The organism is Caballeronia sordidicola (assembly GCF_001544455.2).
Lineage (GTDB): Bacteria > Pseudomonadota > Gammaproteobacteria > Burkholderiales > Burkholderiaceae > Caballeronia > Caballeronia sordidicola.
This window is the reverse complement of sequence record NZ_FCOC02000015.1, coordinates 17,170-39,031: the sequence shown is the minus strand read 5'-3', so window position 1 is coordinate 39,031 and position 21,862 is coordinate 17,170. Positions and strand designations below refer to the sequence as shown.

Below are 21,862 nucleotides of genomic sequence, written 5' to 3'. Positions count from 1 at the left end.
TTTCTTTTTTCTCGGATTAGCGATGAGCACCCAACAACCCACGATCATCTACACCCTGACTGACGAGGCTCCGCTGCTGGCGACCAACGCCTTTCTGCCGATCATCCGCACGTTCACCGCGCCGGCGGGAATCAACGTTACTACGAGCGACATCTCGGTTGCTGGCCGTATCCTGGGTGAGTTCCCCGAGTTCCTGACCGAAGAGCAACGCGTACCGGACAACCTCGCCGAACTCGGCCGCCTGACGCTCTTGCCCGAGACCAACATCATCAAGCTGCCGAACATCAGCGCGTCGCAGCATCAGTTGATCGGCGCAATCAAGGAACTGCAGGGCAAGGGCTACAAGGTTCCTGATTTTCCCGAAGATCCCAAGACCGACGCGGAAAAAGCCATTCGCCAGCGTTATTCCAAGTGCCTTGGCAGCGCCGTAAATCCCGTGCTGCGCGAAGGCAACTCCGACCGCCGCGCGCCCGCCGCCGTCAAGAACTATGCGCGCAAGAATCCACACAGCATGGCCAAGTGGAGCATGGCTTCGCGCACTCACGTGGCGCACATGAAGCACGGCGACTTCTATCATGGCGAGAAGTCCATGACCATCGACCGCGCGCGCGACGTCAAGATGGAACTTGTCACGAAGAGCGGCAAGACCATTGTGCTCAAGCCGAAGGTGTCGCTGCTGGATGGCGAGATCATCGACAGCATGTTCATGAGCAAGAAGGCGCTGTGCGATTTCTACGAAGAGCAGATGGAAGATGCGCGCGAGACCGGGGTGATGCTGTCGCTGCACGTGAAGGCCACCATGATGAAGGTCTCGCACCCCATCGTTTTCGGTCACGCAGTCAAGATCTTCTACAAGGATGCATTCGCCAAGCACGGCAAGCTCTTCGATGAACTCGGCGTCAACGTGAACAACGGTCTCGTCAACCTGTACGACAAGATCGAAAGCCTGCCGAGTTCGAAGCGCGAGGAAATCATCCGCGACATGCATGCCTGCCACGAGCATCGTCCGGAACTCGCAATGGTCGATTCCGCCAAGGGCATCTCCAACCTGCACGCGCCGAACGACGTGATCGTGGATGCCTCCATGCCCGCGATGATTCGCATTGGCGGCAAGATGTGGGGCGCCGACGGCCGTCCGAAAGACACCAAGGCGGTGATTCCGGAAAGCACGTTTGCGCGTATCTATCAGGAGATCATCAACTTTTGCAAGACCAACGGCAACTTCGATCCGGTCACCATGGGCACCGTGCCGAACGTCGGTTTGATGGCGCAGCAGGCCGAGGAATATGGTTCGCACGACAAGACCTTCGAAGTGCCGGAAGCGGGCGAGGCGAGGATTGTCGATATTGCGACGGGCGAAGTGCTGTTGACGCAGAACGTGGAAGAGGGCGATATCTGGCGCATGTGCCAGGTCAAGGATGCGCCGATTCGCGACTGGGTGAAGCTGGCCGTCACGCGCGCGCGCAACTCGGGCATGCCGGCGATTTTCTGGCTGGACCCGTACCGTCCGCACGAAGCCGAGATGATCAAGAAGGTCGAAACGTATCTGAAGGATCACGATACGACTGGCCTGGACATTCAGATCATGTCGCAGGTTCGCGCGATGCGTTACACGCTCGAGCGCGTCATTCGCGGTCTCGATACGATTTCGGTGACGGGTAATATCCTGCGTGATTACCTGACCGACTTGTTCCCGATCATGGAACTCGGAACCAGTGCAAAGATGCTTTCCATTGTTCCGCTGATGGCCGGTGGCGGGATGTATGAAACGGGTGCGGGCGGTTCGGCTCCCAAGCATGTCAAGCAACTGGTTGAGGAAAACCATCTGCGTTGGGACTCGTTGGGCGAGTTCCTGGCGCTGGCTGTGTCGCTTGAAGATTTGGGCATCAAGACGGGCAACGGGAAGGCGAAGGTTCTTGCCAAGACGCTTGATGCCGCGACTGGCTTGCTGCTTGAGAACAACAAGAATCCGTCGCCCAAGACTGGGCAACTGGATAACCGCGGCAGCCAGTTCTATCTGGCCATGTACTGGGCGCAGGAATTGGCCAAGCAGACCGACGATGCCGAGTTGGCTGGGCTGTTCGCGCCTTTGGCCAAGCGCTTGACCGACGACGAGGCGACCATTGTTGCCGAGCTGGCTGCGGTGCAGGGAGCGCCGGCTGATATTGGCGGGTATTACAAGCCGGAAGTTGAGAAGCTCGACGCTGTCATGCGGCCCAGCAAGACGCTGAATGCGGCTTTGGGAAGCGTGAAGGCTTAATAAAAGGCGACGAAACTCGCCGTCAAGGTTAAGGGCGGTTTTTAGCTGACTTATTGTTCAAGCGGGGCTGCTTCGGTAATAGCCGAAGCAGCCCCGCTTTGTTTCGCACATTTGTCAGCCTCCAAACTACGCAAGATGCAAGGCCCGTTCAAAATCGAGCTTGACGAAACCGGCGCTGTCTTTTTTCGCCAGAAGTTTTGCGGCCGATGCGGCAGCACTGAGTTCCGAGGCGCTGCGAGCGGCAAACGACGGGACAACAATCGCGCCCACGGATAATCGAACGAATCCGAAAAATGCCTGACGGCCCGAACGGTCTTCGCCCGCTATACCGCCCGCGCGTTTGTCTTCTGCGCGGTAGAAGTCGATTATCGCGAGATTGAACGCCTGAATGGCGCGACGCAGCCGGATTTCCCAGTCCTCACTCTGAAAGAGCGCCAGAAAATCATCCCCGCCAATGTGGCCGAGGAAATCACGCGTTGGTTCGCATACCGATCCAAGTGTGGACGCTGCCATCTTGAGCAACTCGTCGCCTTGCCAGTATCCGTACCGGTCGTTGAAGGGCTTGAAGTGATCGAGATCCGCATAGCACGCGACGAACGTCGCACCGTTGGCAATGAGCCTGTCAATATGCGCGCCGAGCGGAAGGTTGCCGGGGAGAAAGGTCAATGGGTTGGCGTGCCTGGCCGACTCCAGACGAAGCTCCGTCACGGCGCGAACAACGCTGATGCCGGGCACGAGTCCGACGCAACGCGCTTGTTCCATGACAATGAAACCATCGGACAAAATATGCTGCTCGTCGCCGGTCAGGAGCCGTGCAACCTGGTCGATGCTCGCCGTGCGCTCCAGCAGTACCGGCTCGCGATTGGCGAATTGCATGCAGGGCCGTTTTCCAAACAATTCCCGGTGGTAGGGCAATGCATATTGATCCATGAACGACCGCCGATTGATCAAGGCGACGGGCCTGTCATTGTCGAGCACCGGTAACGCATGGAGCGCGGGATGCAGGTTGAACAACTGCACGACATCGTCGTTGTGCGAGCGGACGGTCACGTGCGGCGCTTCAACCAGCAGGGCGTCGAGAAAGGTGCTTGCTTCGTTTGCGCGAACAGCAGAGTGCGTTCGTCCGGGATAGACGGCGATCTGGTGCGAGTCCAGCGTGCTTGAAGCGGCTCTCGGAATCGTGAGTAAAGGCGTGGCCGAAGGACGCCCGAGCAGAAATCCTTGACCATACGATATGCCGAGATCGCGGGCGATCCTGAGATCGGAATCATGCTCGATGCCTTCAGCAATCAAATGCGAACCGCTCGCGCGCGCGAAGGCGACCATCGATTTCACGGCTTCGAACTTGAGTGCATCGCGTGCAATTCCGTGAATGAAAAACCGGTCCACTTTGACGAAGTGCGGCGCGAGATGAACCCATAAACTCATCGAAGCATTTGCCACGCCGTAGTCATCGAGCGCGACCTTGTAGCCAGCCTTGCGCATCGATTCCATCAAGGTGCCGAACTGCTGCAGATTGGCAATGTCGCTTTGCTCGGTCAGCTCGACCACCAAAGGGTGCGCATTCGCGTCAACGAGGTTGGAGAGAAGCGTCTCGCGTTCCGTGGAAAAGAGCGACTGAATTGCGGCTGCACTGTAATTGATGAAGAGAAGAGTGTCTTTCGGTGCGGCTGCGTAGCCAGTGATCGCGAGGCGTACCGCGGCGTGTTCAAGTTCGACGGAAAGGCCCTCGCGTTTCGCTTGCGCAAAGAGCGCCTGCGGAAACTCCAGCGGCGTTTCGGCAGGACCGCGCAGCAACGCTTCATGACCAATGACAACGCCATCCGCGAGCCTGACAATGGGCTGGAATATTGCGGATAGCCGGTGTGAATCGATAAGCTCACCCACGAGCAATGAATGGGCGGTCCCTGCCGGCAATAACTGAGGTGAAGGCATGTACGAGATTCAAGTGTGCGGTTTGAAAATCTTTTGGCGAACTCTATAAAACGCCACTTGAATCACACTTCTTCTTCGAGAAGGTCTAGTGCAACGACGATGACGTACAAGCGTCATACCGAAGGTTTGTGACGGTATCGTGAACGAAAGGTGTCAGCGCCGAGTCGCGGGCCGTGCCCTCAATCACACAACGCGGTGCATGCTCTTGCGCGCCGGCGCTTTCGAGTGAACCATCCGTCCAGCCGCACCAAGCTTCCGCTCCGGTGAACGAGATTGCGGTGACTTCCCGCATTTTCGTGTTCGGCTGCCAAACCAGCTCATGTGCCTTGGCCCGCGTGGCAGATCAGGTCGTCTGCATGTACCTTGCTGCAAGCGGGCGGCGACTCGTTCCGGGCAATGCAAGACCGCGAAGCGGCCTTGCATCGTCGCGCAACTTGAATACCGCCACGGCATCGCGCAGCGAACTCGCCTGCTCCGCGAGCGCATGCGCGGCCGCTGACGCTTCTTCCACGAGCGCCGCATTTTGCTGGGTCACTTCGTCCATTTGCGTGACGGCCGTGTTGACTTGTTCGATTCCCGTGCTTTGCTCTTGCGAAGCCGAAGAAATCTCGCCCACGATATCCGTCACTCTCTGCACGGATCCGACAATGTCCACGATGATTCGCCCCGCGCCGCTGACCAGTTCCGAGCCGGCATTCACGCGTTCCGTGGACTGGGCGATCAGGTTCTTGATCTCCCTTGCAGCCGTGGCGCTGCGCTGGGCGAGCGTGCGGACTTCGGCTGCCACGACCGCGAATCCACGGCCCTGCTCGCCAGCACGAGCCGCCTCTACCGCTGCGTTGAGCGCAAGGATGTTGGTCTGGAACGCGATCCCGTCGATTACCGCAATGATTTCGGCGACCTTGTTTGAACTGTCGGAAATGCCGTGCATTGTCTGCACCACTTCGCCCATCACATTACCGCCGCGCGCTGCGGTGCTCGACGCTTCGTCGGCGAGCGCGGATGCGTGGCGCGCGTTGTCGGCGTTCTGGCGCACCGTGCCGGTGAGTTCTTCCATGCTGGCCGCGGTTTCTTCCAGCGCGGCGGCCTGCTCTTCAGTGCGCGACGACAAGCTCAGATTGCCTGCTGCAATCTCGGCGCTCGCAGCGGCCACGCCTTCAGCGTTCTTGCGTACCTTGGCAACGACTTGGGAAAGACTTGACTGCATGTCTTTCAGAGCGATGAGCAATTGCGCAATCTCGTCCTTGCCGCTGGAGTCGAAGTCGAGCGAAAGGTCGCCGGTCGCAACGGCGCGCGCGCAGCCGAGCGCCCGGCTGAGCGGACGCGAGACCGAGCGGCTGAACAGGAAGCCGCCGATCATCGCGAGCGCCAGCACGGCGAGCATCAATGAGACGCTGATCTCCGTGGCGTGACGCGCCTCGATATCCGCGAATTCCGCGACTCGCGCGCTATCCGCGGAGATTTTCTTCGCGGCCTGTTCGAGCAATTCCGCAGGGGCGCGGTCCACGCCGGCGACCGCCTTGTCGCCGGCATACGGGTCGAAATCGGCGGCTTTGAATGCATCGAGCCCTTTACGATAACCCTGGCCCATCGAAATGTGCGCGTCCGCGAATTTTTCGATCAGCGCACGGCTTTCACCTTCGGGCAACCTGGCCCTTAACTCCGAGGCAAGCCCGTTGACGGTCTTTTCGCGGGTCTGGAACGCGCTCCAGTATTGATCGAGTTTTACCGGGTCCTTGCCGCGCAGCAGCGTGTCCTTCCATTCCTGGACCTGCAGCTTGAAAGCGACCAGGGTGGCCGACACCATCCGTTCGTTGGCGACGTTCTGCTGCACGGTGTTCCGGTACGCGTCGATTGACTGGTTGAGTGCAAAGATGCCGTAAAGCGCGCCGGCAAGCATAAGGAGCAAAGCGGCGGCGAAGGCTAACGGGATTTTCAGGCTGAGTTTCATGGGAGTCGCAGAGGGGAGGCCGCGAGGATTACGCGGTGGCTCACGCCTTAACGGCACAAACGGGCGAATCTGAAGCGGCTCCCGACGTCTTACGTGCCGCTTGCCGCCGCTTGCTCCTCGCGCGCATATTGCGTGGGAGGACGCCCGACGTGTCGCGTGAAGGCGACGCTGAAGGTGCTGGCGGAACCGTAGCCAACGCGCTGTGCAATCTCCGCGACGCGGCCCTCATTACGGCGCAACAGATCCTTCGCCAGCGCCATGCGCCACGTGAGCAGATATTCCATGGGCGCCACGCCGACCGCGCGGCTGAATCGTTCGAAGAAAGCCGAGCGCGAGAGCGCCGCCTTCCTGGCGAGTTCAGCCACGGTCCATGCCCGCGTCGGATGTTCGTGCATGCCGCGAATCGCAGCCGCGAGGCGGCCATCGGACAGTCCGCGCACGAGGCCCGGCGGTGCGTCGGTTGTTGCTGCAGATCGCAAGGCCTCAATCAGCAGCACTTCAAGCAGCCGCGACAGCACGACCTCGCGCGCGGGCCGCTGCTCGCGGGTCTCGTCCCGCACGAGTTGCACGAGCGTGGCGAGCCGCTGTTCGCCGCGCACGTGAACGAGTTGCGGCAGCAGCGAGACGAGCAGGGACGCATCCGGCGAACCAAAGCTGCAGTGGCCGGCCATCATGCGTGCGTCGATGGACCTGTCCGGGTCGCCGAGTCTGAATTCGTTGTTGCCGAGCGCAATGGGCGCCAGCGTCTCGACGTTCGGCGAGGGCGGCACGAGGCTGGACATTGCGACGCCATAAGCCGCGGGAATCAGCACGAAGTCACCCGAAATGAGCTCGAGTGGCTCATGCCCGTCGATAGCGATGCGGCACCCGCCCTCGAGGATCACGCAATAGAACGGCTGGCCGGTATCGGAGCGGTTGACGTGCCAGGGGCTTGCGCCGAAAACCAGTTTGGAAAAACGCGCGCTGGGTTGCAGCAGCGTCACGACTTCAGCCAGCGGATCGATCATTGCCGGACTCCTGCAAATGAAATTTGGATTTTTGATTGTAGCGAGTACGTTCGCGGCGGTCTATCGTATGGACATGTCACGCTCAATCTCATAAAGGAGTTCTCATGAAAACCGTGCTGATCACTGGCTGTTCTTCCGGATTCGGCCTCGAGATCGCCCGCTATTTCCTGGCCCGCGACTGGCAGGTCGTCGCCACGATGCGCACGCCGCGCGCGGACGTGCTGCCGCCGTCGGAGCGCCTGCGCGTGCTGGCGCTGGATGTCACCGATCCGGAGAGCATCCGCAAGGCTGTCGAGGCGGCTGGCCCGCTCGACGTCCTTGTCAACAACGCGGGCTTTGGGGCGGCATCTCCGGCAGAGGTCACACCCATTCCAACGATACGCGCGATCTTCGAGACCAACACCTTCGGCACGATTTCCATGACGCAGGCGGTGCTGCCTCAGTTTCGGGAACGCGGGGATGGCGTCGTGGTGAACGTGACATCGAGCGTGACCTTGAAGGCGCTTCCCCTGATCGCCGCGTATAGCGCGAGCAAGGCTGCGGTGAACGCGTTCACCATGTCGCTGGCGCTGGAAGTCGAGCAGTTCGGCGTGCGTGCGCGACTGGTGTTGCCAGGCCGTGCGCCCGATACCCGCTTTGGAGACAACGCACGGGCCCACATGCAAGGCTTTGATCACGAGGCCTACGCCGACCTCGCCAAGCGGGTTCTTGAGGGGCTGCAGGACACGTCTTCACCGGTCACGCACGCACAGGATGTCGCGGAAGCCGTATGGCAGGCGGCGACCGATCCGTCGTCCCCGATGCGTATTCCGGCCGGTGCTGACGCGCGTGCGTGGGCGGCCGAGGCCCGCTGACCGGCCACGCGCCATATGCAACGCCATTCGATAAATTCGACAAGGAAATTGATATGCACGACAAACCTGTTGCGCTCGTCACCGGGGCCAATCAAGGAATTGGTCTTCAGATCGCGAAGGATCTCGTGGCGCGCGGCCTGACGGTGCTGGTCGGATCGCGCAATCCCGAACGCGGCGAGGCCGCGGCCACGGAAATCGGCCCGGATGCCCTCGCGCTCCAGCTCGACGTAACGGACGCGGCGTCGATTGCATCCGCGGCAGAGCGCGTTCGAAACGAGTTTGGCCGCCTCGACGTCCTCATCCAGAACGCAGCCATCTCGAACACGAACACGCAGCCCGGTCAATCTGTTGAGGAACACGCGAAAAGGACGCGCCCGAGCAACGTGCCGCTCGATGAAATGCGCGCGGTATGGGACACCAATGTGTTTGGCGTGCTCGCCGTGTATCAGGCAATGCTGCCGCTTCTGCGCAAGACGCCGGGCGCTCGCATTGTCAACGTGTCGAGTGGCGTTGGGTCGTTGACGATGAACTCGGACCTGGCCTTTCCGTACCGCGCGATCTTCGGTCCGGTCTACCCGGCGTCAAAGACGGCTCTGAATGCCTTGACGGTCGCGATGGCCGCTGAACTCGAGCCGGAGGGGATCAGGGTCAATGCTGTCTCGCCGGGTTATACGAGGACGAACCTCAACGGATATTCGGGCACGCAGACTGTCGAGCAAGGCGCGCTTGAGGTAGTGCGTGTGGCGCTGTTGGGCCCGGATAGCCCAACGGGAATGTTCACGCGCTGGGAAGGTGAAACGATCCCGTGGTGATGCCGTTTAGGCGCGTGCTCGCCGGGCAACGTTCGGCAATGTCGAATTCCCCGGGGAGCAGCTGCCCGGGAATTTCAGACTCCCTTCAACATTCCCCCATCGACAAAATAAGTCGACCCTACGCTGTAACTTGCCTTGTCCGAGCAAAGAAACACGACGAACCCTGCCAGTTCTTCCGCCGATGCAAACCGCCTGATAGGCGCATGTTCGTCGGCGACCTTTTGCAAATGTCCCTCCCAATCGCCGCCTGAATCCTGCGTCAACTGCCTGGCCGTCTTGATCCAGTCCGGCGTGAGCACGAGGCCTGGGTTGATCGTATTCACGCGAATATTGTCCTTGATGAACTCGTTCGCCATGTTCTTCGACAGCATCATCAGCGCCGCTTTCGTCACGTTATAAATCGGCTCGTACCCGAGCGGTTGCGTCGCGCAAATCGATGCGTTGTTGAGGATCGCGCCGCCGCCGCGCGCTTTCATCATTGGCACCAGGCCGCGTGCCAGGCGCACGGCAGCCATGACATGCAGGTCCCAATACGCGAGCCATTTTTCATCCGGTGCATCCATGATCGTCTCGTTGCTGCCCGTGCCCGCGTTATTGAAAAGAATATCCGCGCCACCAAAATTTTCCGCGACTGCGGCGACCAGCGTGTCGACTCCCTCGGCAGTCGCCACGTCGCAGGCAACGCCTACGGCTTTAACACCGAATTTATCGGCGATACTCGCGGCCGCTTGCACCAACCGTTCCTCATTGCGCGCCGCCAGGAGCAGGTTGGTTCCTTCCGCTGCAAACGCTTCAGCCACGGCAAGCCCTATGCCCACGCTTGCGCCCGTCAACACTGCCACCTTCCCGCACAAATTCAAGTCCATTTTCCTTGTCTCCGTCATGAGTAAGTCAAACCGTGGCACTAAGCCGTTAAACCGATCAACTCCGCAACGCCGCCTCGATAGCGCCAAGCCAAAGCGCGGCTGCGTGCGCGCCAGGATCGGCGAAACCTAGCGCGCGATCACCGACGTAACTCGATCGTCCAAGTCGTGGATGCATGTGTGCGGTAGCGGCAGCGCCCTGAGTCGCGGCATCGACGGCGGCCTTCAATGCATCAATGGCGCCTGCGCCTTCAGCAAGCGTGGCGTCCAGCGCGACAGCGGCGGGAAGCAGTGCATCGACCATCGTCCGGTTGCCTGCTTGAGCGCCGCCCAGTTCCATTACGCCCGAAACGGCGGCAGTGAACGCCGCCGACCAGGCTTTCGCATCTGGCTCGTGCGTTTTATCCAACGCCGCGGCGGCGCGCAACAGCATCACCGCATACAGCGGTCCCGATGTGCCGCCGACCACGCGCCGTATCGTCGCCGACATGGTCCGCAGTACGTCGGCGGGCGCGCTCTCGGAAGGGTAGGTATCGATTTCCTGGAGGATGCTGTGCGCCGCGCGCGACATGCTGATGCCAAGGTCGCCGTCGCCGACGCGCTGATCCATCTCGGTCAACACAGATTCAGCGTCGAGCAGGCGAGTGCATGCGGCTTCGATAGCTCGCTTCAACGCCGACTCGCGCGAGAGCCGCGCGCCGCTTTCCACAATGGGCGCGGCAGGCGCTTCCTTGACCGACGTCCTTGCAACGCGCCCGCTCAACGCGGGCCACGCGCTGGTGGTCGTGGGTGCATCGAGCCGTGCGAGTCTTTGATCATCTACGCGCATCAACGTGAGCGATACACCCGCCATTTCGAGCGCGCTGAGGAACGTGCCCGACCACGCGCGCTCCACGTTTATACCCCTTGTGGCAAGGGCCCGAAGCGCCGATCCAGCAACAATGCTCAATTCGCTCAATGGCGTGCCACCCAGATTGTTCACGAGCAGCGCGACGCGATCGCCGGACGTAAGCGACAGGTCATCTATGATCCTTGCAAGCAGGCGTTCGACGACCACATCAGCGCGTTCGAGCACGCCGCGCTCTATGCCGGGTTCGCCGTGAATGCCTAGACCCCATTCGATTTCATCGTCGGCGAGGGTGAAGCCGGGTGTGCCCGCAGCGGGCACGGTGCACGGCGTGAGGGCCACGCCCATGGTGCCAAGCGACAGAGCCGCGTCCCGTGCCGCCTGCGCGACTTCGTTCAAGGGCAAACCTTCGGCCGCTGCTGCGCCCGCTATCTTATGAACGAATACGGTGCCCGCGAGCCCGCGCCGCCCGGCATGTTCGCCGTTGGCGGACAGCGCGACGTCGTCAGCGACGATCACCATCTCGGCCGCGATCCCCTCAGCGCGCGCGATCTCCGCAGCGAGTCCAAAGTTGAAGCGGTCGCCGGTGTAGTTCTTCACGATCAGCAACACGCCGGCAGGACCGGCGACGGCGCGAATGGCGTCGAGCACGGCATCGGTAGAAGGCGATGTGAAGACTTCGCCGGCAACCGCCGCGCTCAGCATGCCCGGACCAACGTAACCCGCATGAGCGGGCTCGTGACCCGAGCCGCCGCCCGAGATCAGCGCGACTTCGCCACGCGCGGCGGCGGCCTCTGCGTCGGCCCGCACGATGATGGTGCTGCCTTGCAGCAACGACAGGCCGGGGTTGAATGCAGCAAGTCCGTCGAGCAGTTCCGGCACGACAGTGGAGACATCGTTGATGAGCTTTTTCATGTCCGATTCTTTCCTTGAAAGCCGCGGATCCGCGGCACGGGCACGTGACCGATGCAATACATGATAAGGCAGCGGACGCATGGAACCTTCGCTTCCTGCCGACGTATTGTGCGCTTAGTCATTCGCGTCATATCGATAGCATTTTGATTGTTCGTTTGAGCCGACGAGTGTATTCGTCGGCACCTACTATTTCCCGCGATACACCGCGCCTATAGTCAGTCCAAGCCCACGCCACTGATGTCAACGGCTACGGGAAGTGCTTGATCCCTGGAGACTGGACTGGACTTGATTGCAGGCCCGGTCCAGTCACACACGAACTTACTGAGCAGGACTGACATGACAAAACTCACTGGAAAAATCGCCGTAATCACGGGCGGAAACAGCGGCATGGGTCTGGCGACCGCGCGCCTTTTTGCTAAAGAAGGCGCTAAGGTCATCATCACGGGCCGCCGGCAGAAAGAGCTGGATGAAGCGGTGGAAAGCATCGGCGCAAATGGCGAAGGCGTGCTGGGCGATGTCGCGAAGCTGTCCGATCTGGACAAGCTGCACGACCATGTCAAAGCGAAATATGGCCGCGTTGATATCATCTTTTCGAACGCGGGCGTGGGCACGCTTTCGCCCGTTGATCAGGTAACGGAAGAGCAGTTCGACGAAACCTTCGACATCAATGTGAAGGGTACGTTCTTCGCGGTGCAAAAGCTGCTTCCGTTGGTGCCGGACGGCGGTTCGATCATTCTGAATGCATCGATTGCCTCGACCAAAGGCATGGAAGCGTTCAGTGTTTATTCGGCCACGAAGGCGGCCGTGCGGTCATTGGCGCGGACATTGACGTCGGATCTCAAGGCACGCAGGATCCGTGTGAACGCAATCAGCCCGGGTCCTATCGATACGCCGATTTTCGGGAAGACAGGGCTGACTGAAGAGCAGATTGAAGGCTTCAAGTCGGGTATCACGTCACAGGTGCCGCTAGGCCGCATTGGTCTTTCCGACGAAATCGCCAAGCCGGCATTGTTCCTTGCGTCGGATGACAGCAGCTATATTTCCGGCATTGAACTCACTGTCGATGGCGGGATGGCTCAAGTCTAAGGAAGCCAGGTGGTGATGAGCGGTATCGCCAGGTCGGCGATGCTGCTCTTCGCGTTGACGCTTAAATTGCTTTAGCGGTTGCCCGCCCAATCGACGCGCTCGAAATATGCATCGCGCGTCCGGCGAGAAGTCCTAACAATGCCATGACCAGACACAGCGCCGCGCAAATCGCCAGCGCCGCAGTCCAGTTTCCTGACGCATCGTGTAAGCGGCCAACAAGGGGCGGACCCGCGGCCGCAAGCAGATAACCAACGCACTGGCTCATTCCCGATAACGCCGCCGCCTGATGTGAACTGCTGGCGCGCAAGCTGACAAACGCCAGCCCGAGTATGATCGCGGCGCCGGCGCCGAGACCAAAGAAAATGATCCAGAGCATCGCTAACGCCGGGACCAGAAGCAGCCCGAACAGGCCAACCATGCTGATGATCGACGCGATAAAAGCAGCCATGCGCTGATCCTTCATCTTCCGGACGATGGGCAGTAGCAGCAAACCCGGGACCGCTGTCGCAAGTTGCAGGACACCGTGTAACGAGCCGGCCTTATCGGATGAAAAACCGGCATCGTGAAGAATCGCGGGAAGCCAGCTTACCGCGACGTAGTAGACGAACGAGTTCAGCCCAAGGAACAGCGTCACTTGCCAGGCGAGCGCGGAGCGCCATACTTCGCCGCCATGAGGAGGCGTGGCGGTGTCCTTGGCCGGCGATGTCCGGTTGCGCAGTTGTGGCAACCATATCAATGCGGCTACAACGGGCAGTACGATCAATACGCCTATGACCAGCCGCCACTCCGAGTTGAAAAGATGCGCAAGCGGAATGGCGATAACCGAGGCAATGGCTGCGCCCACGCCCATCGTCAGTGCGTAAGCGGAGGTGAGGGTGACGGTTTTATCGGGGAAATCGCGCTTGAGCAAGCTTGGCAGCAGCACGTTCCCCAACGCAATGCCGCCGCCAATGATCGCGGTGCCAAGATAAAGGCACCAGACCGCGCCCGCCGAGCGCAAGGCAATGCCGGCGCCAATCAAAACCAGCGCGGCAAACAACGAACGTTCGAGCCCGTACTCGCGAGCGACACCCGCTGCAAAAGGTGAAACGATTGCAAATGCAAGCAGGGGCAAAGTAATCAGCATGCCCGCTTCGGTCGCCGTCATACCGGCATTCGCGCGAATCATGCCGAGCAACGGCGCCACGCCGGTAAAAGGCGCGCGCAAATTCGCGGCGATCAAGAGAATGCCAAATATCAGCAACGCCGGCCGCGCGGCACTTGGTAAAGGACTGGACTGAGATTTCACGATGAGTTCGATCCGACTTTGACAAGCCTTAAGACTAACCATTGGCTGCGAATACGAATCTGGAGATAATGACAAAATAGTTCTAAAAACGGTCAATGACGGATGTCGGTTCTTCGCGCCACCCTGACGAGCTTTGATCCCGACACCATGCATCAGCCCGCTAACGCGGTGCGCGTGGATGTCGTGGAAAATGAGAGCGAGTTGCCGATGCATCGGCATAGCAAGGGACAACTCGTGGTTGCGCTGCGTGGCGGCGTGACGTGCGAGGTGTCGGATGGTTTATGGATGGTGCCCCCGCAATGCGGCGTCTGGGTGCCCGGTGGCATGTTGCATAGCAACCGCGTAACCGCAAACGGCCGTCTCTGTTTTCTTTACGTCGATCCGGCAGCGGCCGCGTTGCCGCAGACATGCTGCACGCTTTCGCTGACGCCATTGTTGATTGAATTGATTCAACGGCTTGCCGCACTTCCGCAAGTCTACGACGTCGTCGGTCCGACCGGCCGGCTTGCAAGCGTGTTGCTCGACGAACTCACGCAGATGAAAACCGAGCGGCTTCATTTGCCTATTTCATCCGATGCAAAACTGCGCCATATCGCCAATGCGCTGACCACTGATCCCGCCGACCGCAGTACCGCAGCCGAGTGGGGTGCAAGAGTTGCCATGAGCGAACGCACGCTGACGCGCCTCGTGCTGCGTGAAACCGGCATGAGCTTTGGCCGATGGCGCCAGCAACTGCATATCATCATCGCGTTGCAGCGGCTTTCAGAGGGTGCCCTGGTACAACGCGTTGCCGAGGACCTTGGCTACGAATCGGTCAGCGCATTCATCACCATGTTCAAGAAGGCGTTAGGCAAACCACCGGCGCGCTATTTCTCCGACAAGGACGATGGAACAGATGCTTAAAAAACTTTCTTTTTAGCTTTCATTTATATTTCAAATAAATATAAAATGCGTTCAATCCAATTTGATCGGGGCGCGCATGTCACCTTTTACCAAAGCAGCCGCTACGCTGGCGGGCTGCATCGGAGCTTTTGCAATGGTTGTCTGTATTGTGGAGGTGCTGGCGAATTAAGACGACGCTTAAAGCGCGTCAGGAGCGCGCCTACGCCGATGGTCAAGTCCACCGGCGTAGCCGCGAATGGCTCAATGATGATAGCGATACTCCTGCGTTCGCCCACCATATCCGTACGACGCCGCCCTGACGTCTTCCACATAGATATAGCTCTCTTCGTGCAGTTCGCCCAGGATCCGCGCGAACCCTGCATATACTTCTGCTATATACCGCGCTTTTTCATCTTTGGTATTGGTCTCGTCCGTCACCTTGATGTCCATGTAGAAGCTTGATTTCTTGTGCGCTGTCAGCGGCTTACCCGCGATCACCCAACTGTCCGGATCAATAAACTGGATCGTGATCGCAGTGACGTCGCGTTTCTTGCCCAGCACGGAAGCCGTCAGTTCAAGCAGCATCTCTGAAATGGCCGCGACCTTTTCAGTCGACTTTTCACCGCTTACCTTCACGTTCAGGATTGGCATTTCTCATCTCCATTTTAGTTCGCTATACAACTATTTAGGAAAAAATCAGTCGATACTCGACCGCGCTTCTTTGACGCTCGTAACCGTCGCCACGAAACAGGCCTCACCCATTTCCGCCTTCAGGCGTCGTGTTACCGCAGCGCTTGCAGCGTTCAATTGATCCTTGATCTGCAACGCGTCCTTGGTTGGATGAAGCGCAGTTTCCCGGCCGTCGGACTGCGTCAATCGCCGCTCAACCAGCATCAGCTTCTGCAAACCATCCAGCGTTCGAGTCGCCGTGGAGCGCGATATGGCGAGTTCCGAAGCAAGTTCGCTTTGCACGATTCCGGGCTTGGCCAGCACCGCGCGCAGCATGAATCCCTGTGGCGGAGTCAGGCCGAACGGTTTGTACGCAACGGTCCATTCGCGCTCGAGCGTTCGCGCCAGGGCCGTTGTGTTGAAGTAAATGCAATGATCGAACATGAATACACAATAAAATAAAGTGATTCGCTATGCAACTAATTTCGGGAAATTCCCGCCGTTACCTCGATGATATAAAACCGTAAGTATTTTGTATAAAAGTCCTTACCGAGTCTTCGCAAACGTTTCACAAAATTTTCTTGAAGCATCCGCACACTGGCGACCGCGATGAAACGAGAAGCTGTCGCAGACATTCGAGAGCATCGAACAAGCGGAGGCATCATGAGACGAACCGCGGTACTCGCGTTGACTACGCTCGCCCTTGCGGCGTGCGGTCCGGATGATCAGGAGAGCTTCAGCTCCACTCAAGCCGCGGCGGCCCCCTCGCTGCCGGCGAGCGCAATAGAACCCCTGGTGCAGGCCACGCCCTCAAACGAGCTTGCAGCCAGCAGCGCTATTGCCGCTGCTCAGACCAGCCTCGCGGCAGATGCGCAACAGGTCGCGCCGGTCATGCATTCCCCGCCTGACACCACGCAATGAACGCCGCTTGATATACAGCGCCCATGAATCAACCCGTTCGATCGTCTCCCCGCGATCGAAGCTGTATCGACGTATCTTCTAAACACTCTAAGAGGTGAAGCACGATGACATCGAATAGCCGTCGCCGTTTCCTGCAAACAGTCGCCACTTCAGCCGGCGCCGCCGCCGCGCTCACAGTATTTCCCGAATCCATCCGCAAGGCGCTCGCGATTCCCGCATCGGGCCGTACGGGTTCCATCAACGACGTGGAGCACATTGTGGTGTTCATGCAGGAAAACCGCTCGTTCGATCACTACATGGGCCACATGCGCGGCGTGCGCGGCTACAACGACCGTTTTCCCATTCCGCTGCCCAACGGCAAGCCGGTATGGTTCCAGCCTTCGAAGGCAGATGCGACGAAACCCGTGCTGCCGTTCCATCTGAACACGCAGACCACCAGCGCGCAGTGCGTGGGCGACCTCGATCATTCCTGGTACAAGACGCATGCGGCTATTGACGCCGGCCGTTACGATCAATGGCCTGCGAACAAGACCGACATGACGATGGGTTATCACCTGCGCAGCGACATTCCGTTTCACTACGCGCTTGCCGATGCGTTCACCGTCTGCGACGCCTACTTCTGCTCGCTTCCCGGCCCGACGCATCCGAACCGCTCGTATCTGATGACAGGCACGGTCGATCCTACCGGCACGCTCGGCGGTCCGCTGCTCGACAACAACGACTATGTGGATGGCGACGGTCCGCCGCAATACCAACTGCTTTCGTGGACGACGTATCCAGAGCGTCTGGAAGCCGCGGGCATTAGCTGGCAGATCTATCAACAAGGTCTCACCGGCGACGATCCGCTCAACGGCAACTACGGCACGAACATCCTGCAGAACTTCACGAACATCATCAACGCGCCCCAAGGCTCTTCGCTGCAGCAACGCGCGAATGCCGTGCGCACGCTCGATGACCTCAAGGCCGATGTCCTCGCGAACAAACTGCCGCAGGTTTCGTGGCTGTGTCCGCCGGCGGCGTATTCGGAACATCCGAAATACACGCCGGCTTACGGTGCCGAATACACCTCGCAGATACTGGATGCGCTGACCGCGAATCCGGAAGTCTGGAGCAAGACCGTGTTGTTCATCATGTACGACGAGAACGACGGTTTCTTCGATCACATCGTGCCGCCGCAACCGCCCACGTCGCGAGCGCAGGGGTTGTCGACGGTGACGACCGACGGTGAGCTTCACACGGTCGTCAATCCGGGCCGTGGCGGCAGCTATACCGCCGACGGTTTGCCGTATGGCCTCGGACCGCGCGTGCCCATGACGGTCGTGTCTCCCTGGACGAAGGGTGGTTTCGTCTGCTCGCAAGTGTTCGATCACACGTCGGTGATCCGCTTCATCGAAACACGTTTTGGCGTGCGGGAGCCGAACATTACGCCGTGGCGTCGCGCGGTTTGCGGCGACCTGACCACGGCCTTCGACTTCCGTACGCCGGACGCGCAGATGCCGGTGCTTCCCGACACGAGCAACTACAAGACCATCGCCGATAACCAGTGCGCCACGCAACCCGCGCCAACCGTTCCGGCAGTGCCCGGTGTGATCGACCCGCAGGAACCGGGCACGCGCTTCGCCCGTGCGTTGCCTTATGAGTTGCATGTGAACGGTCAGGTGGATGCAGAGCGCAAGCAGTTTGCGTTGCATTTTGCCAATAGTGGCTCGCAAGGCGCGCACTTCTATGTGTACTCGGCCAATCGCACCGACGGCCCGTGGCGCTATACGGTCGAAGCCGGCAAGACGTTACGCGAGACGTTCGATCTGAGCACGACGGCGGGCATCTACGCGTTCACCGTTTATGGTCCGAATGGTTTTGTGCGTGAGTTCGCGGGCAATGTGTCACATTCGAAAGGCGGTGGCCTTTTCAACAAGCCGGCACATCCGGAAGTGGTCGCGCAGTACGACGTGGCGAACGGCAACGTGTTCCTGAAATTTTCAAGTCAGGGCGGCTTTGCGAAGTTGTCGGTGATCGATAACGCTTATGGTGCACAGCCACGGCACGTGATCGTGCCGCCGCTTGGGTCTATTGAAGAGCCGTGGATTCTTGCCGCAAGTCATCACTGGTACGACCTGACTGTCAGCAGCAGTGACGACTCATCGTTCTTGCGTCGTCTGGCGGGGCACATTGAAAACGGTCGCCCGAGCATCAGCGATCCGGCAGCGGTCGCGCCGGTGGTGGTACTTGCCTGATTCAGCAAGCGTAGATTTGCAGTTTGCATGCAATAAGGGTTGAACGTGCGGCTTCAGAAGGCCCCGCCGGAAACGGCGGGGCCTTCTGCTATTAATGAGCGAAGCGATTGAACGTCTGCGGGATATGTCGCGCGTCCCGGCTGTGGAACGAAGGTTGCGGAGTTCAAATGCAAATTGAACTTTAAAGCCTGTCGGAGAGACGTCATGAGTATCTTCACGAATATCCTCAACAAGATTTTTCCGCACGATCATCCGGCGAACTCCGAATCGACGGGCGCGACCGCGCCCGCTGCGCCCGCATCGCCCGATGCTGATCCGTCAAACGGATCGACCGCTGCGGCGAGCAACGTGCAGCCTCCGGTTGCCGCGCTGCCGCCCGTTGACATAGAGGCGGTGCTGATCGAGAGACAAGCTGGAATCAATACGCAATTGAACTGGCGCTCGTCCATTGTCGACCTGCTGAAGCTGCTCGATCTCGACAGCAGTCTGGACGCGCGCAAGGAACTCGCCACCGAACTCAATTATCCCGGCGACACGGAAGACAGCACCGCCATGAACATCTGGCTGCACAAACAGGTGATGCGCAAGCTCGCTGAAAATGGCGGTCAAGTTTCGGCTGACCTGAAGAAATAAACAATGATTCCATCGGCTCATCAATCGGTCGAAAAATAAGGAGACGAAAATGGTCAGGAAGAACGGCATTGATCCGGTCGAGTTGGGCATCGCCTTGATCGAGGAACAACTGCTCGCGCTTGTGCTGTATGCAAGCACGGTCGGGACCTGGATCGATAAAGACAAGAACCCGCCCGATCTCGCCGCCGCGAATACCTTGCTCAGGCGCAAGCGCTCGCGCGCCGAGCCACAGACGCACGTGGAGGATGGAACGCCCGGCGTGGAAGGCGAGGCGCTTGGGCTGGCGCAGTCCTCAGCTGCGTTCCATCAGGACCCGCAACGCTTGTCCGTGGTGCTGAGAGTGGCGGGGACGAACGCCATTCTCGCGGTTGCTGACTTTTTCGAGGCACACGATCTGTCGGAGTTGAGAACGCCCGAGGTCCAGTTCCTCATGCGTATCCGCGACGCCGCCACGAGCGGCAATACGTTTCGCATCGAAGCGGCCGAACGCATTCCGGTTGCGTCATTCAACGGCCTCACGGTCACTGAAAAGCTGAACGGCTCGCCGCTTTTCGATGATGGCGTGACGCCCGGCTTTGTGGAATTCGGCGATGTCGCCGCGTTGCTGCGTTATCTCGTCGATCACCTTCGCGGCGCGCAAACGCTCATCAGTGCGGGCGACGCCGGCTAAAACCTTCGCAAGCGTTTCCTCGCACGTTATTCCGGAGTCAAGATCGAGAACTGGCTAAACAACTAATTTTTGGGTTAATCCGCCGGATTAACCCGCGAAGTCATCACGTGATCCGCCCATTTCCCGTCTATCTTCAAGTACGCTTTCGCCAATCCCTCGCGTTCGAACCCAAGCCGGGCGAGCAATCGTCCGCTGCGGGCATTTTCCGCCCGATAACTCGCCATCACGCGATGCAACTTGTGGGTATCGAACATAAAACCCAACGCAGCGTGAAGTGCTTCATGCATCAGCCCTTGGCCTTCGTAACGCTGATCGATTGAATAGCCGAGATTGCATGCCTGAAACGGACCGCGAACAATGTTCGTAAAGTGGCAATCGCCAATCAGTGGATTATCCGGCACGCCCGGTTCATTCAGGAAAATCAGCAGATGCAATGCCGTTCCATCAGCCATCGCATGTTCCATTTGCATGGCGCGTTCGTTTGCGGCTTGCGTTGTATAGAAAGAATCGTCGCGCGAGGGTTCCCACGGTTCGAGATGTGGACGATTCATCAGCCGATAAGCCAGCATGGCTTCGGCATGCCGGAGATCCGCACGGCGCAGCACAACACGCTCTGCAGCAATGCCTTCTGGTGGAAATACGGGGAGTGCGTTGCTTTTGAAATCGAATGCCATTGCAGGGTAATGAATAAATGCTGATTGCGGAGCAATCCCGCATTCAATATGAAGAAATAATTAAGTCCGGCAAATCGGCAAGTTTGACTGTGTCGATCATGCAATCGCGGTTCACAAAAGGATGGTAAATGATAGGGGAAAACCCTTATAATATTGAGAGTTGATGATTCAAGGAACTTTGGAAATGTCCCGCCGCTTTGTCCTTCTCGAGCGCATTGCTTTTGCGCTGTTCACCATGTCCGCCGTTGCGGACGCGACCTTTATCAGTTACGAAAAGAGCCAGAACTTCCGCGATAACATTCATGAAATAGTGCGCGTAAGTAAGGAAGTGTCGTTGATGTATCCGGTCAGCAGCAGCGACCCATGGATGCCGCTGGCCGCGGGCTGAAACCGCATGCCGCGCCGCATTACGTCCTTTTGTTAAACGCCTGCTGCACGAAATCGAGAAACACCCGGACACGTGGCGACAAATACTGTCGATTCGCAAACACGGCATACAACTCGATTTCATCGCAGTGATAGGGCGCGAGGCACTCGACCAGCCGTCTGTTCCGTAAGTCATCTTCTATATCCCATAGCGCCTTCAACGCGAGACCACGGCCTTTGAGCGCCCAGTCGTGCAGGACTTCGCCGCTCGCCGTCGACAACGTCCCGCGCACCTGAATCTCGCGGCGCCGTCCGTCCTCCTGGAATAACCATCTGTCGAACACACGCTGGCCGCGTACCAACCGGATGCAATCATGCCCGGCGAGATCGGCGGGCGTCTGCGGTATGCCGCACCGCGCGAGATAATCGGGTGCTGCGCACACAATGCGCCGGCTCGACAACAAGCGCTTTGCAATCACGCCGGTATCCGGCGGCAAGCCGATGCGCAGCGCGACGTCCAGATTGTCATCGATCACATCCAGGCCGATATCCGACAACACCAGCCGGATTTCCACGTCGGGATATTGATCGGAGAACGCTTCGATCAGCGGCGCAATCTGCTTGCGCCCGATCTCGGACGGCGCGCCGATGCACACCAGACCCTGCGGCACGCGCGCCTGGGCGCTGATCTCGGCTTCGGCGTCGTCGACCGCTTGCAGGATGGCGAGCGCGCGCTCGTGAAACAGCGCGCCTTCAACAGTCAGGTCGAAACGCCGCGACGTCCGCGTGACGAGCCGCACGCCCAGGCGCTTTTCCAGCGCCGCGAGACGCCGGCTCATTGCGGCGGCCGATCCGTCTGTCTGGCGCGCGGCCGCCGATAAACTTCCTGCATCGACCATTTGCGCGAAGACGCGCAAGTCGTTGATTTCATCCGGCATGTGTCATGTCCATTTTCAAGTTTTATCTTTGCGCTTCACGCAACGATTCTATGCGCG

Annotated in this window: 20 protein-coding genes; 10 read left to right on the top strand and 10 right to left on the bottom strand. The window is 59.3% G+C overall.

Features of this window, described 5'->3' with window-relative positions:
- Window positions 1-22: 22 nt before the first annotated feature.
- Complete coding sequence (locus AWB64_RS21465) at window positions 23-2,260, top strand: NADP-dependent isocitrate dehydrogenase (RefSeq protein WP_060857455.1); 2,238 nt, start codon at window positions 23-25, stop codon at window positions 2,258-2,260.
- A gap of 126 nt (window positions 2,261-2,386) precedes the next feature.
- On the opposite strand, the gene AWB64_RS21460 is transcribed toward AWB64_RS21465, so the two are convergent.
- The 3 genes from AWB64_RS21460 to AWB64_RS21445 all read right to left on the bottom strand — a co-directional run bounded on the left by AWB64_RS21460 (window position 2,387) and on the right by AWB64_RS21445 (window position 7,153).
- Window positions 2,387-4,195, bottom strand: coding sequence for a phosphodiesterase (locus tag AWB64_RS21460; RefSeq protein WP_060857454.1), 1,809 nt, complete (start codon window positions 4,193-4,195; stop codon window positions 2,387-2,389).
- Window positions 4,196-4,538: 343 nt separating this feature from the next.
- Window positions 4,539-6,146 carry a methyl-accepting chemotaxis protein gene (locus AWB64_RS21450; RefSeq protein WP_082850574.1) on the bottom strand — a complete coding sequence of 536 codons (1,608 nt, stop codon included), beginning with the start codon at window positions 6,144-6,146 and terminating at the stop codon, window positions 4,539-4,541.
- Between the two features lie 89 nt (window positions 6,147-6,235).
- Window positions 6,236-7,153, bottom strand: coding sequence for an AraC family transcriptional regulator (locus tag AWB64_RS21445; protein ID WP_060857452.1), 918 nt, complete (start codon window positions 7,151-7,153; stop codon window positions 6,236-6,238).
- Window positions 7,154-7,257: 104 nt separating this feature from the next.
- On the opposite strand from AWB64_RS21445, the gene AWB64_RS21440 reads away from it, so the two are divergent.
- Both AWB64_RS21440 and AWB64_RS21435 read left to right on the top strand, forming a co-directional pair.
- Window positions 7,258-8,007, top strand: a complete 750-nt coding sequence (locus AWB64_RS21440) for an SDR family oxidoreductase (RefSeq protein ID WP_060857451.1) — start codon at window positions 7,258-7,260, stop codon at window positions 8,005-8,007.
- 53 nt (window positions 8,008-8,060) lie between these two features.
- Window positions 8,061-8,819 carry an SDR family oxidoreductase gene (locus tag AWB64_RS21435; protein WP_060857544.1) on the top strand — a complete coding sequence of 253 codons (759 nt, stop codon included), beginning with the start codon at window positions 8,061-8,063 and terminating at the stop codon, window positions 8,817-8,819.
- A gap of 74 nt (window positions 8,820-8,893) precedes the next feature.
- Here the strand turns inward: AWB64_RS21435 and AWB64_RS21430 are convergent, their stop codons facing one another.
- Together AWB64_RS21430 and dhaK are read right to left on the bottom strand one after the other, a co-directional pair.
- On the bottom strand, window positions 8,894-9,685 hold the full coding sequence (locus AWB64_RS21430) for an SDR family NAD(P)-dependent oxidoreductase (protein WP_060857450.1): 792 nt from the start codon (window positions 9,683-9,685) through the stop codon (window positions 8,894-8,896).
- 55 nt (window positions 9,686-9,740) lie between these two features.
- Complete coding sequence (dhaK, locus tag AWB64_RS21425) at window positions 9,741-11,444, bottom strand: dihydroxyacetone kinase subunit DhaK (protein ID WP_060857543.1); 1,704 nt, start codon at window positions 11,442-11,444, stop codon at window positions 9,741-9,743.
- A gap of 336 nt (window positions 11,445-11,780) precedes the next feature.
- Between dhaK and AWB64_RS21420 the strand changes: the two genes are divergently transcribed.
- Window positions 11,781-12,530 carry a glucose 1-dehydrogenase gene (locus AWB64_RS21420; RefSeq protein ID WP_060857449.1) on the top strand — a complete coding sequence of 250 codons (750 nt, stop codon included), beginning with the start codon at window positions 11,781-11,783 and terminating at the stop codon, window positions 12,528-12,530.
- A 61-nt stretch (window positions 12,531-12,591) separates the two neighbouring features.
- Here the strand turns inward: AWB64_RS21420 and AWB64_RS21415 are convergent, their stop codons facing one another.
- Entirely contained in the window at window positions 12,592-13,818 is a 1,227-nt protein-coding gene (locus AWB64_RS21415) for a CynX/NimT family MFS transporter (RefSeq protein ID WP_244164144.1), read from the bottom strand.
- 102 nt (window positions 13,819-13,920) lie between these two features.
- Between AWB64_RS21415 and AWB64_RS21410 the strand changes: the two genes are divergently transcribed.
- Window positions 13,921-14,721, top strand: coding sequence for an AraC family transcriptional regulator (locus AWB64_RS21410; protein ID WP_060857447.1), 801 nt, complete (start codon window positions 13,921-13,923; stop codon window positions 14,719-14,721).
- A 240-nt stretch (window positions 14,722-14,961) separates the two neighbouring features.
- Here AWB64_RS21410 and AWB64_RS21405 read toward each other — a convergent pair whose 3' ends face one another.
- Together AWB64_RS21405 and AWB64_RS21400 are read right to left on the bottom strand one after the other, a co-directional pair.
- On the bottom strand, window positions 14,962-15,351 hold the full coding sequence (locus tag AWB64_RS21405) for a tautomerase family protein (protein ID WP_060857446.1): 390 nt from the start codon (window positions 15,349-15,351) through the stop codon (window positions 14,962-14,964).
- 45 nt (window positions 15,352-15,396) lie between these two features.
- Window positions 15,397-15,813 carry a MarR family winged helix-turn-helix transcriptional regulator gene (locus AWB64_RS21400; RefSeq protein WP_060857445.1) on the bottom strand — a complete coding sequence of 139 codons (417 nt, stop codon included), beginning with the start codon at window positions 15,811-15,813 and terminating at the stop codon, window positions 15,397-15,399.
- Window positions 15,814-16,032: 219 nt separating this feature from the next.
- Between AWB64_RS21400 and AWB64_RS21395 the strand changes: the two genes are divergently transcribed.
- The 4 genes from AWB64_RS21395 to AWB64_RS21380 all read left to right on the top strand — a co-directional run bounded on the left by AWB64_RS21395 (window position 16,033) and on the right by AWB64_RS21380 (window position 19,827).
- Window positions 16,033-16,290 (top strand): hypothetical protein, encoded by a 258-nt coding sequence (locus AWB64_RS21395; RefSeq protein WP_157766669.1) that lies wholly within the window; start codon window positions 16,033-16,035, stop codon window positions 16,288-16,290.
- Window positions 16,291-16,394: 104 nt separating this feature from the next.
- Window positions 16,395-18,524 carry a phosphocholine-specific phospholipase C gene (locus tag AWB64_RS21390; RefSeq protein WP_060857443.1) on the top strand — a complete coding sequence of 710 codons (2,130 nt, stop codon included), beginning with the start codon at window positions 16,395-16,397 and terminating at the stop codon, window positions 18,522-18,524.
- Between the two features lie 204 nt (window positions 18,525-18,728).
- Complete coding sequence (locus AWB64_RS21385) at window positions 18,729-19,157, top strand: DUF3597 domain-containing protein (protein ID WP_060857442.1); 429 nt, start codon at window positions 18,729-18,731, stop codon at window positions 19,155-19,157.
- A 49-nt stretch (window positions 19,158-19,206) separates the two neighbouring features.
- Complete coding sequence (locus AWB64_RS21380; RefSeq protein WP_060857441.1) at window positions 19,207-19,827, top strand: hypothetical protein; 621 nt, start codon at window positions 19,207-19,209, stop codon at window positions 19,825-19,827.
- A 74-nt stretch (window positions 19,828-19,901) separates the two neighbouring features.
- Here AWB64_RS21380 and AWB64_RS21375 read toward each other — a convergent pair whose 3' ends face one another.
- On the bottom strand, window positions 19,902-20,501 hold the full coding sequence (locus AWB64_RS21375) for a GNAT family N-acetyltransferase (RefSeq protein WP_060857440.1): 600 nt from the start codon (window positions 20,499-20,501) through the stop codon (window positions 19,902-19,904).
- 184 nt (window positions 20,502-20,685) lie between these two features.
- On the opposite strand from AWB64_RS21375, the gene AWB64_RS21370 reads away from it, so the two are divergent.
- On the top strand, window positions 20,686-20,889 hold the full coding sequence (locus AWB64_RS21370; protein WP_060857439.1) for a hypothetical protein: 204 nt from the start codon (window positions 20,686-20,688) through the stop codon (window positions 20,887-20,889).
- Window positions 20,890-20,908: 19 nt separating this feature from the next.
- Here the strand turns inward: AWB64_RS21370 and AWB64_RS21365 are convergent, their stop codons facing one another.
- Complete coding sequence (locus AWB64_RS21365) at window positions 20,909-21,805, bottom strand: LysR family transcriptional regulator (RefSeq protein ID WP_060857438.1); 897 nt, start codon at window positions 21,803-21,805, stop codon at window positions 20,909-20,911.
- Between the last annotated feature and the right edge of the window lie 57 nt (window positions 21,806-21,862).